The following is a 16,635-nucleotide window of genomic DNA, read 5'->3' as shown; positions in this document are numbered from 1 at the left end:
ATTGGTATCGCTTTTCCACCACATTACGCAATTCAGTGAATACCGGCAATATTGCAATCTGGTTACATGCCAATAAAAAAGCCCGCGGGCGCGGGCTTTTATACTGCGACGTGCGAAAGTATCAGGTTTTCAGTTTCTTGTACTGCATCCGGTGCGGGGTGGCATTCTCACCGTTGCGGGCCACGAAGTCCTCGTGGTACTCGGTGTAGTTGCCTTCGAAGAACACCACGTTGCTGTCGCCCTCGTAGGCGAGGATGTGGGTCGCCACCCGGTCCAGGAACCAGCGATCGTGCGAGATGACCATGGCGCAGCCGGGGAAGCTCAGCAGGGCTTCTTCCAGGGCGCGCAGGGTTTCGATGTCCAGGTCGTTGGACGGTTCGTCCAGCAGCAGTACGTTGGCGCCCTGCTTCAGGGTGTAGGCCAGGTGCAGGCGGCCGCGCTCACCGCCGGAAAGTTCGCCCACGCGTTTCTGCTGGTCGCTGCCCTTGAAGTTGAATCGGCCAATGTAGTTGCGCGAGCCCACTTCGTAGTTGTTGATCTTGAGCATGTCGTGACCGTCGGATACGGCTTCCCACACGGTCTTGTTGTCGTCCAGGTTTTCGCGGCTCTGGTCGACGCTGGCGATCTGCACGGTTTCCCCGATCTTGATCTCACCGGAATCCGGCTGTTCCTTGCCGCTGATCATGCGGAACAGGGTGGACTTACCCGCGCCGTTACCGCCGACGATACCGACGATGGCACCCTTGGGTACACGGAATGACAGGTTGTCGATCAGTACGCGGTCGCCGAAGGCTTTGCTGACATTGTTCAGCTCGATCACGCTGTCACCCAGGCGCTCACCCGGCGGAATGTAGATCTCGTTGGTCTCGTTGCGGGACTGGAATTCCTGGGACTGCATTTCTTCCAGGCGGGACAGGCGGGCCTTGTTCTTGGACTGGCGGCCTTTCGGGTTCTGACGGGCCCACTCCAGTTCTTTCTGCATGGCCTTGGCGCGGGCCTGCTCGCCTTTCTGTTCCTGCTCCAGGCGCTTCTCTTTCTGTTCCAGCCAGGTGGTGTAGTTACCTTCCCAGGGGATGCCGTGGCCGCGGTCCAGTTCCAGAATCCAGCCGGCTACATTGTCGAGGAAGTAGCGATCGTGGGTAATGGCGACCACGGTGCCTTCGAAGTCGTGCAGGAAGCGCTCCAGCCAGTACACGGATTCCGCGTCCAGGTGGTTGGTGGGTTCGTCCAGCAGCAGCATGTCCGGGCGGGACAGCAGCAGGCGGCACAGGGCCACACGGCGCTTCTCACCACCGGACAGGTTGTTCACGTCGGCATCCCAGGGCGGCAGGCGCAGGGCGTCGGCGGCCACTTCCAGGCGGTGCTCCAGGTTGTGGGCGTCCCAGGCCTGGATGACGTCTTCGAACTGCTGCTGTTTTTTCGCTAGGGCGTCGAAGTCGGCGTCGGGTTCGGCGTAGTCGGCGTAGACCTGTTCGAGGCCGGCGAGGGCGTCGATGGCTTCACGCATCCCGTCTTCGACGTTGCCGCGCACGTTTTTGGCCGGGTCCAGCTGCGGTTCCTGGGGCAGGTAGCCGACGTTGATGCCGGGCATGGCGCGGGCTTCACCGTTATAGTCCTGATCGACGCCTGCCATGATGCGCAGCAGGGTGGATTTGCCGGCGCCGTTCAGGCCCAGTACGCCGATTTTGGCGCCGGGGAAGAAGGACAGGGAAATATCTTTCAGAATCTCACGCTTGGGCGGAACAACCTTGCCCACGCGGTTCATTGTGTAAACGTATTCAGCCATTAGAGCTCTAATCCAGTCGGTCAGAATTTGGGCGCAAGTTATCAGTTTGTTGGAAAACTTCAACCTGCGCTTGGTGGTGTTTTTTTAATCGCCGGTTAAGTCACCTTTCGGGGAAGCCCCGGGTAATGCCACTGCTACCGTATCTATGTTTAACTTTGCTTCAAATAGCACAATCCGGAACCAGTATGCCCCAGGAATCACCCGTACTCGTTGAGCGCCAGGGCGCGCTTGGCAAATTGACGCTGAATCTGCCCAAAGCACTCAATGCCCTGAACCTCGACATGATCGATATTCTGGCCGCCCAGCTCGATGCCTGGGAGCAGGACGAGAGTGTTGGCTGTATCTGGATCGACGGGGCTGGGGAGAAAGCCCTGTGTGCCGGTGGCGATGTGGTGGCGTTGCACCGGGAATCTGGCAGCTACGGCGAGCAGGGCGCGAGCCGGTTTGTGCAGGACTTTTTTACCCGCGAGTATCGCCTCGACTATCGCATTCACACCTATTCGAAACCGATCGTGGTCTGGGGCAATGGCATCGTGATGGGTGGGGGCATCGGCATTATGAGTGGTGCCAGTCACCGCATCGTTACCGAGTCCACCCGTATGGCAATGCCGGAAATTACCATTGGCCTGTTTCCGGACGTGGGCGGGAGCTGGTTTCTGAATCGGATGCCCGGCCGTACCGGTCTGTTTCTCGGCCTCACCGGTGCCCAGTTCAATGGCACCGATGCGCTGTATTGCGGCATGGCGGACCGCCTGTTGCCGAGTGATGCGAAACAGGCGTTGATCGACAAACTGGCGGCGCTGGAATTTGCAGGGGGGGATCAGCAGGACCACGCCCGGGTCAGCCGCGCGGTGCAGTCCCTGGAATTGGGCGCGGCGGATCACCCGGTGCCGAATCTGCGCGAACACTACGATGTGATCCAGCAGCTCACCGACGCCGCGACCCTGCCGGAGGTGTACCGGGATATCGTCGACTACAGCGGGGAAGATCCCTGGCTGCAGCGTGCCGCCAAAACCCTGAAGGCAGGCTGTCCGCTTACCGCGTGGATCGTGTGGGAACAACTGCGCCGGGCCCGGCATATGTCTTTGGCGCAGGTGCTGCAGATGGAACTGGCGCTGGCGGTAAATATGTGTGGCAACGGGCAGGTAAAGGAGGGCGTGCGCGCGCTGTTGATCGACAAGGATCGCAACCCGCAGTGGCAGCCGGCCGCGATTGAAGATGTGACTCTCGCACAGGTGGACGCGTGCTTTGCCAGTCCATGGGATGGGAAAAATCCTTTGTCCGATCTGTAACGGCTTTATAAAAAAGGGGCGGTGATACCGCCCCAAAGTTCCTGCAGACCATTCTTTCGCACTTGTGGCGCCGCTGCTACTGGTCCCGGTAGAGCACGGTGACCGCAGTACCTTCGGCAATGACGCTGCCGCTTACTATCCGTCCGTTACCGGCCGCTGGGTCGGACTTCTCCATTGCCACTTTCCACTCACCGGCGGGCAGATCAAATTGATAATTGTCTGCGCTGTTGTAAATCACGATCACGTCGTGCCAGCTGTCGCCCACTGCGGCGCCATTGATGCGGTTCACGATCACGCCGTAGCGCGGACGCTGGCTGGTGACGTATTGATTGATGTCATCCCAGCTGGTCAGGCGGAACGCCGGGTGGGCGCGACGCAGTGCGATCGCATCCCGGTAGTAGTCGTAGACATCGGCATTGTCGATTTTCCAGTGCCAGTTGTACTGGTTGATGGCGTCCGGGGACTGGTAGCTGTTGTGGTCTTCCTGTTTATCGCGCATCAACTCCACGCCGCCGTGCAGGAATGGAATACCCTGGCTGGTGAGTACGATTCCATTGGCAAACTTCTGGATGCGGCGCAGGTAGCCGCTGTCCCGGCTGATGCCGTTCAGGTCGGCCCACTGCAATACTTTGTCGCGCAGGGTGAGGTTGTCGTGGGCGGAGACATAATTGATGCTCTGTTCCGGGTCCATGGCAAACATCGGATCCCAGCTGTCGATCGCGGTGTCCTTGTTGTGGGTGTAGCGGAGGGCGCCTCGGCTGCCCACTTCAATGCGCCAGGTGTCCGGGTTATTGTTGAAGGCAAAGCAGTCGCCGGGGTTGCAGTGGCCGTTGTCGTTCTGGCCTTTGATCGCCTCGCGGAATTTTGGATTGAATACTCCCACCCGCGCTTCGTGAATCCGGCCGATGGTACCGAGACGTACCCGCTCCAGTTCCCGCGGGTCCGAGGCGTAGCCGTTCCAGGGCTCGCCGTAGAGCAGTAGGTTCCGGTCTGGGAATCGCTGGTTCAGGTAGCTGCCCCATTCCCCCACCTCGTCGTAATCAAAAATACCGATCAGGTCGAAGCGGAAGCCATCGATATTGTATTCCTCCACCCAGTATTCCAGTGAGTCGCGAATCATGCGGCTCACCATGGGTACATTCGCATCAATGCTGTTGCCGGTTCCGGACAGATCGGTGGGGGTGTAGTAACTGGTGGAAATCGCTTCGAACATCTCCTTGGAATAGGTGTGGTTGTACACCACATCCATGATCACGCGCAGTCCGGCCTTGTGAAATTCATCTACCATCTGCTTGAACTCGCGCACGCGGTTTTCATAGTCATAGGGAGTCAGCGAGTAGCGCTCTTCCGGGATGCTGTAATTGCGCGGGTCGTAGCCCCAGTTGTAACAGGTGTTGTCGGTCACGTCGGGGCAGGAGCCAAAGTCGTACACCGGCAAGAGTTGCACGTGGGTAACTCCGAGCTCCTTGAGGTGGTCAATGCCGGTTGCGACGCCGTTGTGGAGTGAGCCACTTTCCACCATGCCGAGAAACTTGCCGCGCTTATCGCTGCTCACACCGGATTCCGCAGCGATGGTGAAATCGCGCACGTGCACTTCGTAGATGACCGCATCTTCGCGCGCGTGCAGAACCGGTCGCACCGACCAGCCGTTGGCCAGTTCGGTGCGCGACATGTCCATGACAATGTTGTTGTTGGTATTGGGTTCCACCATTTTGCCGTAGGGGTCGCGTACTGCTACCCCGTTGACCACGAAGTAGTAAGGCTGCAATTTCCAGTCGCCGGCCACGGCTATCGAGTAAATATCCGTGAGACCGGTGCCCGCGAGGGCGCTGGCGGAGACTTTGCTCATCGGGTAATTCTGACCGTCGAGCACCAGCTGCACGTCGCTGTGGTCCGGTGACCAGAGCGAAAAGGTGGTTTGCTGGGGTGTGTAGACCGCACCGAGCTGCTGCACATCGCCACCGCAATTCTGGTCACAGCCGAGCGGATCCAGTGAGTAACTCAGGTTGGCATCATTCACCGTAAGCAGGTAGTCACCAGCGACACCGGTATAAATATCACTGCCGCTCTGCTCGAGATGACCGTCGCCGTTACTGTCGCCATAGTTCTGACTCCAGTCACCAAAAACGTCGACCTTGAAGCGCTGGTTGGCCAGGCCGTCAAAACTGACCGCCAGTTGCCAGGTGTTGTCCGCTACCAGCTCCATGGCGCTCGCACTCCAGCCGTTGGCGGTACCGCGGAAGTACAGGCTGGAGAAATTGCTTGCGGGACCGCTCTCGTCACAGCTGGCGACTTCCGCAACCTGAATGGTCTTGCTGTCGCTGTAGAAGGTGATGTCGTAGCTGGTATACGCCGTTACGCTGTAATCGGAGGCGGGGTAGGCCTCCTGCCAGTTGCCGGATTTGTCGATCTTGAAACGGGGGCCGCCGTTGTCATCGCCGCCGGCGAAGCTCTGGCAGGTTTGGTATTGGGTGTCGCTGACCTGGCTCAGGGCTTCGGCGGCCCAGCCATTGGCCGTGCCGCGGAAATACCAGTCCGCCGAGGCATGGGCGGAAAAAGTGGCAAGTAACAGGCAGGGTAACAGGCTGGGAAAGGTGCATAGCCGTTGCCGGCCACCGGGGGTTGGCTTGATCATCGCTGAGTACCGTATTTTATTTATTGGAGTTATGGGCCGAATGTCACGATACCGCTGTGGCTTCGACAGATGAAAACCGCAGTCTGCAGACTAGTGGCGCAGTGTGTTGGCGTGCATCCTCCCCGATCGGGGCGTAGTGGGTTGATATGGCGCGAAAACTGCCGTTGCAGTGGGCTGCCGGTTGTCCCGGAGCCCATCCCCCGTGATAAAAATTGAGTAGTATGGTGTCGGCTCCCCTGGTCTGGATCGCTGATCATTGGACGGGGAGCGAACAATAAATATAAAAGGATGATTTGATGGAGAAGGTCGCATTTATTGGTCTCGGCAATATGGGTGGTCCCATGGCCGCGAACCTGGTGAAGCAAGGCTTCACGGTTACCGCGTTTGACCTGTCGGCGCCGATGCTGGAAAACGCCGTGGCCAGTGGTTGCCACAAGGCGGACAGTGCGCTTGCCGCCACTGAGGGCGCCAATACGGTGGTTTCCATGTTGCCCAGTGGAGAAGCGGTGCGGACTTTGTACCTCGGTGTGCACGGTCTGTTGCAGGCAATGGATACAGATACCCTGTTGATCGATTGTTCCACCATTGCCGCCAACGATGCCCGGCAGCTCGTTGCCGCCGCTGGAGAGCGCGGGATTGCCGCACTGGATGCACCGGTATCCGGTGGCACCGCCGCCGCTTCAGCGGGAACACTGTCTTTTATGTGCGGTGGTGAGGAAAGCGCCATCGCTCGGGCGCGCCCGGTGCTGGAGGCCATGGGCAAAAATATTTTTCATGCGGGGCCTGCGGGAAGCGGACAGGTAGCGAAAATCTGCAACAACATGTTGCTGGCGATTCATATGATTGGTACCGCCGAAGCACTGCAGCTGGGAGTGGATAATGGCCTGGATCCGTCGGTGCTGTCGGAAATCATGGCTGCGAGCTCCGGCGGCAACTGGTCGCTGGAAAAGTACAATCCCTACCCGGGGGTGATGGAAACTGCTCCCGCTTCGAGGGAGTATCAGGGGGGCTTTTCCGTGGCATTGATGCTGAAAGATCTGGGACTGGCCATGGATACCGCGGCAGGCAGTGCCTCATCGACTCCCCTCGGCGCGCTGGCGAAAAACCTGTATCAGCTGCACGGAGGTGACCCGATTAATCGGGTGCTGGATTTCTCGTCTATCCAGAATCTGTTTCGCCGCCCGGCAGGTGACTGACGGGTTATCAATCGCTCCCCACTTGATCTGGATCAAGTGGGGAGCACCTGCATTTTCGTAGCCTCCGGGTCCCGGTAACAGGAGGCATGCCAGATGGACCCCGCAGTATCTCTTTCCCCCGCGCGAGCGTCTGCGCTTTCTCCGGATAGTCTGTCACTGGCGTTGCTGCAGCGTTACGCTGGCCCCTGCCCGCGCTATACCTCATACCCGACCGCCGATCGCTTCGCACCGCTGGACGGCGAAACTGGCGATGCCAGCGGCCGTAAACCCTGGACATCCCTGGGCGACGCCGGCTCTCTCTCCCTGTACGTCCACATCCCCTTCTGCCAGTCCCTTTGCTATTTCTGCGCCTGTAACAAGGTCATTACCCGCAAGTACGACGGAGCGGCTGATTACCTGGAAACGCTGTTGCGGGAGGCCCGCTGGTACCGGGGGCTATCGAGGGCGCCGGTTACCCAGTTGCACCTGGGGGGTGGTACACCGACCTTCCTGAATGACAGTGACCTCGAGCGTCTGATCAACGGCCTCCGGGAGCACTTTTCCCTCCAGTCCGGCGAAGAGGTGGAGTACAGCATCGAGGCAGACCCGCGCACCCTGGCCCCCGGTACCCTCAAAACCCTGCGCCGGCTCGGGTTTAATCGACTGAGCCTCGGGGTGCAGGATTTCGATCCTGGTGTGCAGCGGGCCATCAATCGTATCTGCAGTGCGGGCGAGGTAGCGGCATTGACTGACGACGCGCGCGCGCAAGGGTTCGGTTCTATTGCTTACGATCTGATTTACGGATTACCGGGGCAAACCGTCGATAGCCTGCAGCGCACTGTTGAGCAGGTGCTGGCACTGGCTCCCGACCGCATCGCGCTCTATCACTATGCCCACCTCCCGGAGCGCTTCAGGGCCCAGCGCCTGATCAACGCCAACCTGATGCCCGCGCCAGTGGATAAAATGGCCATGCAACTGGCTGCGACCCGGCAGCTCACTGGCGCCGGGTACCAGTTCCTGGGGATGGACCATTTCGCACGCCCCGGTGATGCCATGGCGAAAGCGGCAATGGAGGGCCGGCTGGCGCGAAACTTCCAGGGGTACACGTTGATGCCCGCAGAGGCGTTGGTTGGCCTGGGGGCCTCAGCCATCAGCTATAGCCGGGATGGTTACTGGCAAAATGCGCACGCACTCAAGGCGTACGCCGGAGCAGTTGCGGACCGGGGGCAGGCCATTGTGCGCGGTTGGTACATGAGTGAAGACGACCGCTTGCGGCAGTGGCTGATTATGGAATTGATGTGCCAGCTGGGGGTGGACAAGCGCGAAGTAGAGGCCCGTGCCGGTGCGCCCTTCGAGGATTTCTTCGACGCGGAGTTGAAACGATTGCAGCCCATGTTCGACGATGACCTGGTTCGCCTTGATCAACGTGAATTTTACGTTACCGAGCAGGGGCGCTGGTTCTTGCGCAATCTGGCTGCGGCATTCGATACCCACCTGCACCGGGCGGTGGAGAACGGGCCCTATTCAAGGGTGCTTTAATACCTGCGCTTTAACGACAGTGCTTTAACAAAAGCGCTGCCCTCGATTCAGGGCGTGAACCTTGTGAAAAACCCAGGCAGGGTGTTAAGGCGATTTGTAGAGAATACAATGTGACTACAGAAATTGGTGCAATGGCCAGTAACAGACGGGCGGCAACAGTGGTTACCGCGAGAGGGAGAGTGATCGGTTTGAGCGCACGCAACACATCACCAGCGGCAAAGTCGCAGGCCGTCAGCTGTGGCAACTGTTCGGTCAGGGCTCTGTGTCTGCCGGCAGGTCTCTCGGCGGAGGATATCGAGCGTCTGGAGCAGATCACCCGCAAGAAAACCGTGATCAAGGCCGGGGAGCAGTTATTTCGTGCCGGCGACAAGTTCAACAGCCTTTATGCCATCCGGTCCGGTAGCTTCAAGTCGGTCGTGCTTGCCGCAGATGGCGATGCCCAGGTCACCCACTTTGCATTGCCCGGCGAGCTGCTCGGTCTGGATGCGTACAGCGGTCAGTCCCATCCCAGTTTTGCCGAGGCGCTGGAAGACAGCAGCGTGTGTGAGCTGCCCTTCGCTCAGCTGGAGACACTCGCGCAACAGGTTCCCGGCTTGCAAAAGCAGATCTTCAATCTCTTTTCGGAAGAGCTGCGTCAGGAAAAAGACATGGTCATGCTGCTCGGCAAGCGATCTGCTGATGCGCGCCTGGCAGCGCTGTTGATCAATATTTCCGAGCGCTATGCCCGCCGCGGTTACTCGGCCGTGGATTTCAACCTCACCATGCAGCGCATGGATATCGCCAACTATCTCGGACTCACTGCGGAAACCGTAAGCCGGTTAATTTCCCGCTTCCAGAAGCAGGATCTGATCAGGGTGAAGGGAAGGGCGGTAAGCCTGCTGGATAAACGCGGACTCGCCGCCCTGGCGGGAACCAGCTGCGACGAGACTCGATTAAAGGCGCAAGGCTGAAGGCGTGAGCCCTGCGCAGCGGGAAAATACTTCGAGGGAGAAATAGGTCCAGCGAATTAGAAGTAGTAGTCTTCCAGCTCGATTTCTTCCCAGTCATACACCAGGTGAGCGCCGTCTGCAGTGACCAGGCTAACCTTGTCGGCCTCCAGGCAATCGGACCAGTCAACCTTGTTCAGGTCGACCATCTCCGCACCACCGTGCACCTTCACCAGTGAGTCTTCCCACGCCTGATGGCAGTAATTGGGAATTTCCCCCTGCACGATCAGTTCCCTGCCTAGATACCTTTCGTAATCCAGTTGAGGAACGGAATTCAAATGGTAGCGATCTTCAGCACCCACCAGGTAAAACTTGCCGTCTTCCTCTACCAGCATTCCGGTGGCGGTGAGGGACTGTGGAGCCTGATTGAGCGCGCATCCCGCGAGGAATACGAGCGGAAGCAGAAAGCCTTTTCGAGAAGTCATATTTATTACTCTTTAGTTACTTGTTACTAAAAAGTAACAAATGACGATTGCAGTAGCGTTGCAGTTTTGTTGCGTTGTATCAACCTTTTGGTGTCGTTTTAAAAGCAAATTGTTGGTGTGGCGATTCCGCAACAACTGGTGAAACCACTTGCACCTTCAATAGTTTGGGCCGAGAAAATTGCGCGGGAGTAACAGCGGTAGTTCAAAAACTGAGCGAAAATAGTTATTGCGGCATGACTGGCTGGTCTATATTCTGGTTGAGTCTCAAGGTGTACCAGCGTATCCCCTGGGATATCCCTGCTGGTGAGGCATTCGACACCGATCAAGGATATGGAGATAACTATGAAAAAAATGGCTCTTGGATCCCTTCTCGCTTCACTGCTTTCCGCGCCGGCACTCGCGTATGAACCCGGAGAATTCATTTTGCGGAGTGGTGCAATTACGGTGAGCCCCGATGTAAATTCCAGTGCGCTTGCGCTGGGCGATGTGACACTCGAGGGCACTGCTGCAAACGTGAATAATGGCTCGGCTCTGAGTCTTATTGGCACTTACATGCTAAACCAGAGCTGGGGGGTCGAGGTGATAGCGGCGACGCCGTTCAGTCATGATCTGGAAGTTTCCGGGCTTGGTGAGACATTTGACCTGGGCGAGACGAAACACCTTCCTCCCACCGTTATGCTGCAATATTTTCCGCTTGCTTCTTCGTCCAGTGTGCAGCCCTATGTAGGGGTTGGATTCAATTACACCGTTTTTTTTGAAGAGAAAATCAGTGGCACCGCCAATGATATCTTCGCAACCCTGGGTGCAACCGATTCTGCGGATCTCAAGCTGAAGAATTCATCAGGCATTGCTGCGGAAGCCGGTGTCGACTTTGCTTTCGGTGCTGACAAGCGCTGGTTATTTAACGTAGCTGTGTGGTGGATGGATATCGACACCAAGGCGACGGTGGACATTCCTGGAGTGGGTGCGGTGACGGCGGATGTGGAGCTTGATCCGCTGGTGTATGCCGCTGGACTGGGCTATCGATTCTAAAAGCACTTTTTAGGTGCTCGGGCCCGCAGTGCAGGAGGTGCTGCACTGCGGGCCTCGGAGCGGAAATGGCGGCACCTGGGGTTACGCGGCGTCGCTGTTCTTTTCCTTGTGACCATCCTTCAAATGCAGGGCAACCTGCTTTTCCAGACCTTCCAGTGCGTACGCCTGGCCGAAGCCTTTCACGTAGCGGCCGGCACTCGGTTTCAGTTCGAACAGATGGAAATCTTCCAGGACTTTCAGGTGATCCATTACCGGGCCAAACTTTTCGCGTAGTTGCTCGATACGTTCCAACCACAGATCCTCACCGCGGCCGATAATACTGGCTACCACATTGAAGGTGACACGCAGGCGGGCGAAGGCCTGTTTGGTGTCCGCTTCGTCGGCATTGAATATCACCGAAGCCTTGCTGTTGGCCTTGAGATTGGCGCAGTGCTCGGACAGGTCGGAGATGTACAGGTAGAAATTGCCATCGGCGGCGAGGAAGGGCGCGGTACTGGCGTGGGGCTGGCCGTCTTCGGCGAGGCTGGCAAGGTTCAGCAGTTTGCGGGTGGCAATAAAGTCGCGAACTTCGGCCACCAGGTCGGCGCCGTCGTTGGTTTGGGGGTTGGTTTTCTGCGCTGCTTGTTGTTCGTTCTGATCGGTCATTTCCGAATCTCCCCTCAGGAATGTGCAGCACTGGCGCCTGCCAGCTGCTGTTTTAATTGTTTGAATCGCTCGACCTGTTCCGGGATCAATTTACGCTCGGCGTCCCGGCCCAGGAATACCTTGAATACACAGTTGCCGCTGGGGGCGAGAAAGACCATGGAGTGGCTTTCGGACCCGCGGTGGGGTTTGCTGACAAAGGCGACTTCGACCAGCCCTTCGACCAGCAGGTGGCCGTGGAAGGGGTTTTTGTGGTGCATAAAGTTGTAGTAGCCGTGGGCAATGCTGCCTTTGGGAAACTCGCCTTTAAATTCAAACACGGAGCCTTCGTTCTGGACGATGGCGGTGACTTTGCCCCAGGTGGGCAGTTCTTCGATCAGTTGCCAGACGGCGTCGCTGCCGGCGAGGGATGCCATTTCGGTCGGCAGGTTGGCAATAATCTCGCGCACGCTGGTATCAAGCTGTTTCGCCATCTGTTCCAGGGTAAAGCCAGATTCACTGGCAAGCAGTTCCTGTACTTTGTCTTGTATCACTTTTTGTTGCCCCTGTTTTTGCATAAGCAATACCAAAAACTCTCTGTATCAATTCATTTCCACATAATCAGCCGAAGCAGTGGTGGCCATTGCGCAAACGATTGCCGATGAGGTTGTTTGCGCGGTGGCCACCACTGATTCGGCGGGCTACGGAGCTATGACCGGCTCCGTGGGCCACGGTCTTCGGCGTTTTGGGCTCCGCGAGCCGCGGCCTCCGGGGTACTTACCTGTCAAACAACCTAGCGGCAATCGTTTGCCAAGTAAGTACCCCGGAGGCCGCTCGTTTGTGGTGGATTTCGATTTTGACTGTTTCGATCAGAAACGGTAGCTGGCAGACAGTTTAATGTTGCGGCCCGGCATATACAGTTCCTGGAAGGCTACTCGGTACTCTTCGTCCGTCAGGTTATCCAGGGCCAGGCCCAGCTTGATGCCGTTCAGGCTGCCAGCGGCAGGCTCCCAGGTTACGTAGGCATCGGCCAGGGTGTAGCTGTTGTACTCGTTGGTCACTTCTTCCGGCAGTTGGTCCTGGGCAGAAACTACAGAGGTGCGCAGGCCTGCTTTCAGGTCGCGCTGCAGGAAGTAGTGGCCTACATCCAGCACGAACTTGTCCGCGGGGATGTTGCTCAAATAGCTGTCGTCGGACAGGTCTTTACCTTCGGTCTGGCCGTAGCTTACGCCCACCGCCAGGTCGTTCACCAGATAGTTAGTGCTCAGCTCAAACCCCTCCAGTTCCGCTTCGTCCACGTTCAGATACGTCGTGTTCATCGGGAAGCCGAAAACCGGGTGCGGGTTGATCACTACCTGCTCGATAAAGTTGTCCACTTTATTGCGGAACACAGATGCACTGGCGGTCAGCTGGTCGTTTTCGGTGGCGAGGCCGCTGAAGGCGAAGTCGGCGCGCAGCTCGGTGTTGGCGGCTTCTTCAGACTCCAGGTCCGGATTGGGGATAAACGTGTTGGCGAGAAAGCCCATACCCATGAAGCTGAAGTCGCCGTAGGCGTAGTGAGTACCCTGGGTGTACATCTCCTCCACGCCCGGTGCGCGGAAAGCTTTGGCGTAGCTGGCGCTCAGGCTCAGCCAGTCGGTGGCTTTGACGGAGGCGGCGATGGATGGGGACGCGGCGGTGTCTTCGCGCGCGGATTCGCTCAGCTGCTGGCTTTCCGCTTCGAAGCGGTCGTAGCGCACGCCCGGGGTCAGGGTGAATACGTCGCCGAAGGTGAAGGCTGCCTGGGCGTAGAGGCCGAGGACGTCGGTGTCGGCATTCAGGTTTTCGGGGCGGTTGTCGCCGTCGCGTACCGTGGTGACGTCATCCTGGTACCAGTCGAGGCCGTATACCCACTGGGCGCCGAAACCTTCGGTGGCCCAGTTGGTGGAATTGGTCAACGCGAGGCCGGTGGTGGTGACTTCGGTGTTGTCTTTCTGGCCCAAAGTACCCAGGGAAGAGTCACCCTGCGTGGGGCGGAATTCGTCGAACTGGGTGTCGTTGCGGTAAACCGTGAACTTGGAGGTGTGTTTGCCTTCCAGTGCCTGTATCCAGTAATTCGCAGTGACGTTCTGATCTGTAATGTCGCGTTCTACCAGCGGGGAGCTGGTGCCGACGTTGGCGTTGGGGTTGGACGGCACGCCTTCTTCGCGATTGTTGTGGCGGAAGGACAGGTCGATGCGCTGGTTGTCGCTGATCTTGAAACCGCCGCGGGCGAGCAGGGCGGTGTTTTCGCTGGCGCTGTTTTCCAGCTCTTCGCCACCGCCGATTTCTACATTGTCATGCTCGGATACGGAGCCATTTACCAGATAATCGAAGTCACCGGCCAGGCCGTAGACGGCGGCGGTGGTTTCAGTAGCGTCACCGTTGCTGCCCAGTTCCTGTTTCAGGTAGCCGCCCAGAGTGTCGCCGCTTTTCAGCAGGTCCGCAGAGCTTTTAGTGGACATGGCCACCACACCGCCGATAGCGCCGGAGCCCCACAAGCTGGAGGCGGGGCCTTTCTTCACTTCTACCTGTTTCAGCAGTTCCGGATCCAGCTGGTAGGTGCCGCGGTGGCCGGAATTGAAGTTCTGGCGGGCACCGTCGATGGTTTGCAGTACACGCACGCCGGACAGGCCGCGGATATTCGGAGCCTGGTTGGAGTAGCGAGGGCCGCCGACCACTTCGATATTGGGCTCGTATTTCAGGGCCTGGGCAATGGATTCCGGTTGCTGCTCTTCCAGCTGCACGCGCTCAACCACAACGGTGGCTGCATCCTTCTCTTTAGCGGCCGGGTTGCGGTCCGCAGCGACAACGACTTCACCGAACTGAATTACTGGCTGCTCGACCGATTCGGAATCTGTCGATTGAGCCACAGCGCTGCTGGCACCGAGTGCCAGTACTGCGGCTGCGAGAGGATGGAGTTTCAGCGTTTTTAATTGAAAAGCTATGAACTGGCCCATGACGGTGCTCCCTTTTTACGTTCCCAAGTGGATGTCCGTGTCGCCGGCCATTGTTATCACTGCCGGTTGGTACGGTTGCGCCGAATCATAGTCGCAGTTAAACGTTATGTAAATGCAAACTATTATCGTTTGATCTTAAATCTGCAAGTTGGTACCCTTCGCTGCGTTAGATGGTCAACTGGGGCACTTCCATCAGCGGGGAAGTGAAGCGCAAATTGGAACGGAACAGTGAGGCAATAGCGTGAAGTGGCGCATGGCCGTGATGGTGGTCCTCTCCTTTGCGTTGCACGGCTGGCTGCTGTGGGCGGCGCCCGTACGGGAAGTGCAGGCACCTTCGGGCGTAGTGGCATTGAAGCTGGGGCAGGTAAAGCTGGCCTCAGCCGCACCGGTCTCCCCGCCGCCGGCGGAACAGCCTGCGCCCGTCGAGCCGCCGGTTGAGTCTGTGAAAAAGGCGGAGCCCCAGCCGGTCCAGAAAAAGCCGGTCGAGAAGAAGCCCGCAAAACCCGTTGAAAAGAAACCTACTGAGAAAACGTCGGTAGAGAAGAAACCCTCTGCCGAAAAAGCGCCGGAAGCACCCGAGCCGGTACCGGTGCAGGAGGCGGTTGCAGAAGCTGATGTGAGCCAGCAATCCAGCGCGCCGACACCGGCAAAACAGCAGAGTGTCAGCGAAGTGCCGGTACTGGTGGAGCGCCCGGCATTTGCCAGCCCGCCCGGTGCGCCGGTCTATCCAGAGCTTGCGCGGCAGCGGCGACAGCAGGGCACCGTGGTGGTGGAAGTTCAGCTGGATCATAACGGCACACAAGTTGTGCGGCGCCTGCTGCAGTCTTCCGGTGTCGACAGCCTGGATGAAGCCGCACTGAACGCGGTGGAGGGCTGGCAGTTTTTACCCTACCGGGAAAACGGCCAGGCGCGACTGTCCCGGGTACGGTTGCCGATCCGGTTTGCCTTGTAAGTTTTTGCCTGGAGCAGGCTGCAGTATTAAAACGAGAGCGTTATGTTCGAACATCAAACCTGGTCTGAATTTTTCGCACAGCTCGGTCCCATGGGCTGGCCGCTGCTGGTGGTTTCCGCCCTCGCGCTGGCACTGCTGGGCGAGCGCCTGTGGTTCCTGCTGACCACCGGCCACCGGGGAATCAGTGGTTCCTTCAGGCGTTTGCAATGCACCGGCGAGGCCGAGCTGGACCAGCTCGGAGCCCTGTGTGAACAGGAGCGGGCCCTGGCCAGCCGCGCTACCGCACTGCTGTTGCAGCACCGCAAGGTGGACAAGCCCCAGCGGGAAGAGATCGCCGCGGTGTGGCTGCAGGACCAGCGCCGCCAGTTGCACAGCGGCCTGCGCCTGTTGATGGTCATCGGAATTATCAGCCCACTTATGGGCCTGCTGGGCACGGTGCTCGGTTTGATCGGTATGTTTGCCGGTCTCTCCGGTAGCAGCGAACCGGTAACCCCGGCGCTACTCGCCGACGGCCTGGGCATGGCCCTCAGCACCACCGCCGCGGGCCTGATTGTGGCCTTGCCGGCGATTGCCGGTGCGCACCTGCTGGCGATCTGGAGCGACCGTGTGGTGGCGGATCTGGAGCACCTGTTCAACCGCGGCAACCTGTGGCTGGAGGGACTGGACCCCTGCTGCAAAACCCCGGATGCCTGTGTGCGCGAGGCGGTCAATATTGCGGTACCGGCCCAGTGATCAATATCAATCCTCCCGGTCAGCGGGAATTCTCTCTGGCCAATCTGGCACCGGATCTGACTCCGCTACTGGATATCATTTTTATCGTACTGGTCTTCCTGCTGCTTACGGCAAATATGCGTCTGACCTCGCTGCCCATGGATCTGCCCGCCAGCGAGAACGCCGCGGCGGCCATGCCTGCGGACCCGATTACCGTATCCCTGTCCAACCGTGCTCCGGACCTTTGGGGCATCGGTGAACAGGGCTACAGTAGTCAGGCGGATTTTGAGCAGGCGCTGATCGTTGCCCTGATCGCAGAGCCGGAACGCCCGGTGGCCCTTGCTTCGGACCGCAACGTGCCGGTGCAGCGAATGCTGGATTTATTTGCGCTGCTGCAGAAGCAGGGCGTGGAAGTTGCGGAAATTGCGATGCAGCCCCACGTCGCAGCACCCTGACACTGTTTAATCCCGATTGGAAAAACCTGGTTTAAATCGACTGGACTC

14 protein-coding genes are annotated in these 16,635 nt (G+C 58.6%); 8 read left to right on the top strand and 6 right to left on the bottom strand.

Features of this window, described 5'->3' with window-relative positions:
• Positions 1 to 121: 121 nt before the first annotated feature.
• Positions 122 to 1,786, bottom strand: a complete 1,665-nt coding sequence (gene ettA / locus ACYX4K_RS12225; RefSeq protein ID WP_475091851.1) for an energy-dependent translational throttle protein EttA — start codon at positions 1,784 to 1,786, stop codon at positions 122 to 124.
• 185 nt (positions 1,787 to 1,971) lie between these two features.
• On the opposite strand from ettA, the gene ACYX4K_RS12220 reads away from it, so the two are divergent.
• Complete coding sequence (locus ACYX4K_RS12220) at positions 1,972 to 3,078, top strand: enoyl-CoA hydratase/isomerase family protein (protein ID WP_475091852.1); 1,107 nt, start codon at positions 1,972 to 1,974, stop codon at positions 3,076 to 3,078.
• A gap of 76 nt (positions 3,079 to 3,154) precedes the next feature.
• Here ACYX4K_RS12220 and pulA read toward each other — a convergent pair whose 3' ends face one another.
• Complete coding sequence (gene pulA, locus ACYX4K_RS12215; protein WP_475091853.1) at positions 3,155 to 5,713, bottom strand: type I pullulanase; 2,559 nt, start codon at positions 5,711 to 5,713, stop codon at positions 3,155 to 3,157.
• A gap of 296 nt (positions 5,714 to 6,009) precedes the next feature.
• Here pulA and mmsB point away from each other — a divergent pair, with 296 nt between their 5' ends.
• From mmsB to fnr, 3 genes are all read left to right on the top strand, one after another.
• A complete protein-coding gene (gene mmsB / locus ACYX4K_RS12210) occupies positions 6,010 to 6,909 on the top strand; it encodes a 3-hydroxyisobutyrate dehydrogenase (RefSeq protein WP_476178701.1) in 900 nt (299 codons plus the stop codon).
• Positions 6,910 to 7,002: 93 nt separating this feature from the next.
• Complete coding sequence (gene hemN, locus ACYX4K_RS12205; RefSeq protein WP_475091855.1) at positions 7,003 to 8,427, top strand: oxygen-independent coproporphyrinogen III oxidase; 1,425 nt, start codon at positions 7,003 to 7,005, stop codon at positions 8,425 to 8,427.
• Positions 8,428 to 8,615: 188 nt separating this feature from the next.
• Positions 8,616 to 9,377: a fumarate/nitrate reduction transcriptional regulator Fnr gene (gene fnr, locus ACYX4K_RS12200; RefSeq protein ID WP_475091856.1), complete on the top strand. Its 762-nt coding sequence runs from the start codon at positions 8,616 to 8,618 to the stop codon at positions 9,375 to 9,377.
• Positions 9,378 to 9,433: 56 nt separating this feature from the next.
• On the opposite strand, the gene ACYX4K_RS12195 is transcribed toward fnr, so the two are convergent.
• Positions 9,434 to 9,838 carry a hypothetical protein gene (locus tag ACYX4K_RS12195; RefSeq protein ID WP_475091857.1) on the bottom strand — a complete coding sequence of 135 codons (405 nt, stop codon included), beginning with the start codon at positions 9,836 to 9,838 and terminating at the stop codon, positions 9,434 to 9,436.
• A 342-nt stretch (positions 9,839 to 10,180) separates the two neighbouring features.
• Here ACYX4K_RS12195 and ACYX4K_RS12190 point away from each other — a divergent pair, with 342 nt between their 5' ends.
• Positions 10,181 to 10,870 carry an OmpW/AlkL family protein gene (locus ACYX4K_RS12190; RefSeq protein WP_475091858.1) on the top strand — a complete coding sequence of 230 codons (690 nt, stop codon included), beginning with the start codon at positions 10,181 to 10,183 and terminating at the stop codon, positions 10,868 to 10,870.
• A gap of 81 nt (positions 10,871 to 10,951) precedes the next feature.
• On the opposite strand, the gene ACYX4K_RS12185 is transcribed toward ACYX4K_RS12190, so the two are convergent.
• From ACYX4K_RS12185 to ACYX4K_RS12175, 3 genes are all read right to left on the bottom strand, one after another.
• Entirely contained in the window at positions 10,952 to 11,515 is a 564-nt protein-coding gene (locus ACYX4K_RS12185) for a HugZ family pyridoxamine 5'-phosphate oxidase (protein ID WP_475091859.1), read from the bottom strand.
• A 14-nt stretch (positions 11,516 to 11,529) separates the two neighbouring features.
• Positions 11,530 to 12,045, bottom strand: a complete 516-nt coding sequence (gene hutX / locus ACYX4K_RS12180) for a heme utilization cystosolic carrier protein HutX (protein WP_475091860.1) — start codon at positions 12,043 to 12,045, stop codon at positions 11,530 to 11,532.
• A gap of 315 nt (positions 12,046 to 12,360) precedes the next feature.
• A complete protein-coding gene (locus ACYX4K_RS12175; RefSeq protein WP_475091861.1) occupies positions 12,361 to 14,469 on the bottom strand; it encodes a TonB-dependent hemoglobin/transferrin/lactoferrin family receptor in 2,109 nt (702 codons plus the stop codon).
• A 241-nt stretch (positions 14,470 to 14,710) separates the two neighbouring features.
• On the opposite strand from ACYX4K_RS12175, the gene ACYX4K_RS12170 reads away from it, so the two are divergent.
• The 3 genes from ACYX4K_RS12170 to ACYX4K_RS12160 are packed head-to-tail and all read left to right on the top strand — an operon-like array spanning position 14,711 to position 16,587.
• A complete protein-coding gene (locus ACYX4K_RS12170; RefSeq protein WP_475091862.1) occupies positions 14,711 to 15,421 on the top strand; it encodes an energy transducer TonB in 711 nt (236 codons plus the stop codon).
• Between the two features lie 42 nt (positions 15,422 to 15,463).
• The gene (locus ACYX4K_RS12165) at positions 15,464 to 16,153 is read left to right on the top strand and encodes a MotA/TolQ/ExbB proton channel family protein (protein ID WP_475091863.1); all 690 of its coding nucleotides are present in this window, start codon (positions 15,464 to 15,466) and stop codon (positions 16,151 to 16,153) included.
• On the top strand, positions 16,150 to 16,587 hold the full coding sequence (locus ACYX4K_RS12160) for an ExbD/TolR family protein (protein ID WP_475091864.1): 438 nt from the start codon (positions 16,150 to 16,152) through the stop codon (positions 16,585 to 16,587). Before ACYX4K_RS12165 ends, ACYX4K_RS12160 begins: the two co-directional genes overlap by 4 nt.
• Positions 16,588 to 16,635 lie beyond the last annotated feature (48 nt).

The sequence above is a fragment of the Microbulbifer sp. ABF4_107 genome (genome assembly GCF_056312215.1).
The sequence above is the reverse complement of the archived record's forward strand: the minus strand, read 5'-3'. Positions and strand labels throughout refer to the sequence as shown.

What these genes read in the sequence shown, in the direction of transcription:
- ettA (WP_475091851.1), bottom strand. Translation starts at nt 1,786, where the DNA reads ATGGCTGAATACGTTTACACAATGAACCGCGTGGGCAAGGTTGTTCCG.
- ACYX4K_RS12220 (WP_475091852.1), top strand. Translation starts at nt 1,972, where the DNA reads ATGCCCCAGGAATCACCCGTACTCGTTGAGCGCCAGGGCGCGCTTGGC.
- pulA (WP_475091853.1), bottom strand. Translation starts at nt 5,713, where the DNA reads ATGATCAAGCCAACCCCCGGTGGCCGGCAACGGCTATGCACCTTTCCC.
- mmsB (WP_476178701.1), top strand. Translation starts at nt 6,010, where the DNA reads ATGGAGAAGGTCGCATTTATTGGTCTCGGCAATATGGGTGGTCCCATG.
- hemN (WP_475091855.1), top strand. Translation starts at nt 7,003, where the DNA reads ATGGACCCCGCAGTATCTCTTTCCCCCGCGCGAGCGTCTGCGCTTTCT.
- ACYX4K_RS12195 (WP_475091857.1), bottom strand. Translation starts at nt 9,838, where the DNA reads ATGACTTCTCGAAAAGGCTTTCTGCTTCCGCTCGTATTCCTCGCGGGA.
- ACYX4K_RS12190 (WP_475091858.1), top strand. Translation starts at nt 10,181, where the DNA reads ATGAAAAAAATGGCTCTTGGATCCCTTCTCGCTTCACTGCTTTCCGCG.
- ACYX4K_RS12185 (WP_475091859.1), bottom strand. Translation starts at nt 11,515, where the DNA reads ATGACCGATCAGAACGAACAACAAGCAGCGCAGAAAACCAACCCCCAA.
- ACYX4K_RS12175 (WP_475091861.1), bottom strand. Translation starts at nt 14,469, where the DNA reads ATGGGCCAGTTCATAGCTTTTCAATTAAAAACGCTGAAACTCCATCCT.
- ACYX4K_RS12165 (WP_475091863.1), top strand. Translation starts at nt 15,464, where the DNA reads ATGTTCGAACATCAAACCTGGTCTGAATTTTTCGCACAGCTCGGTCCC.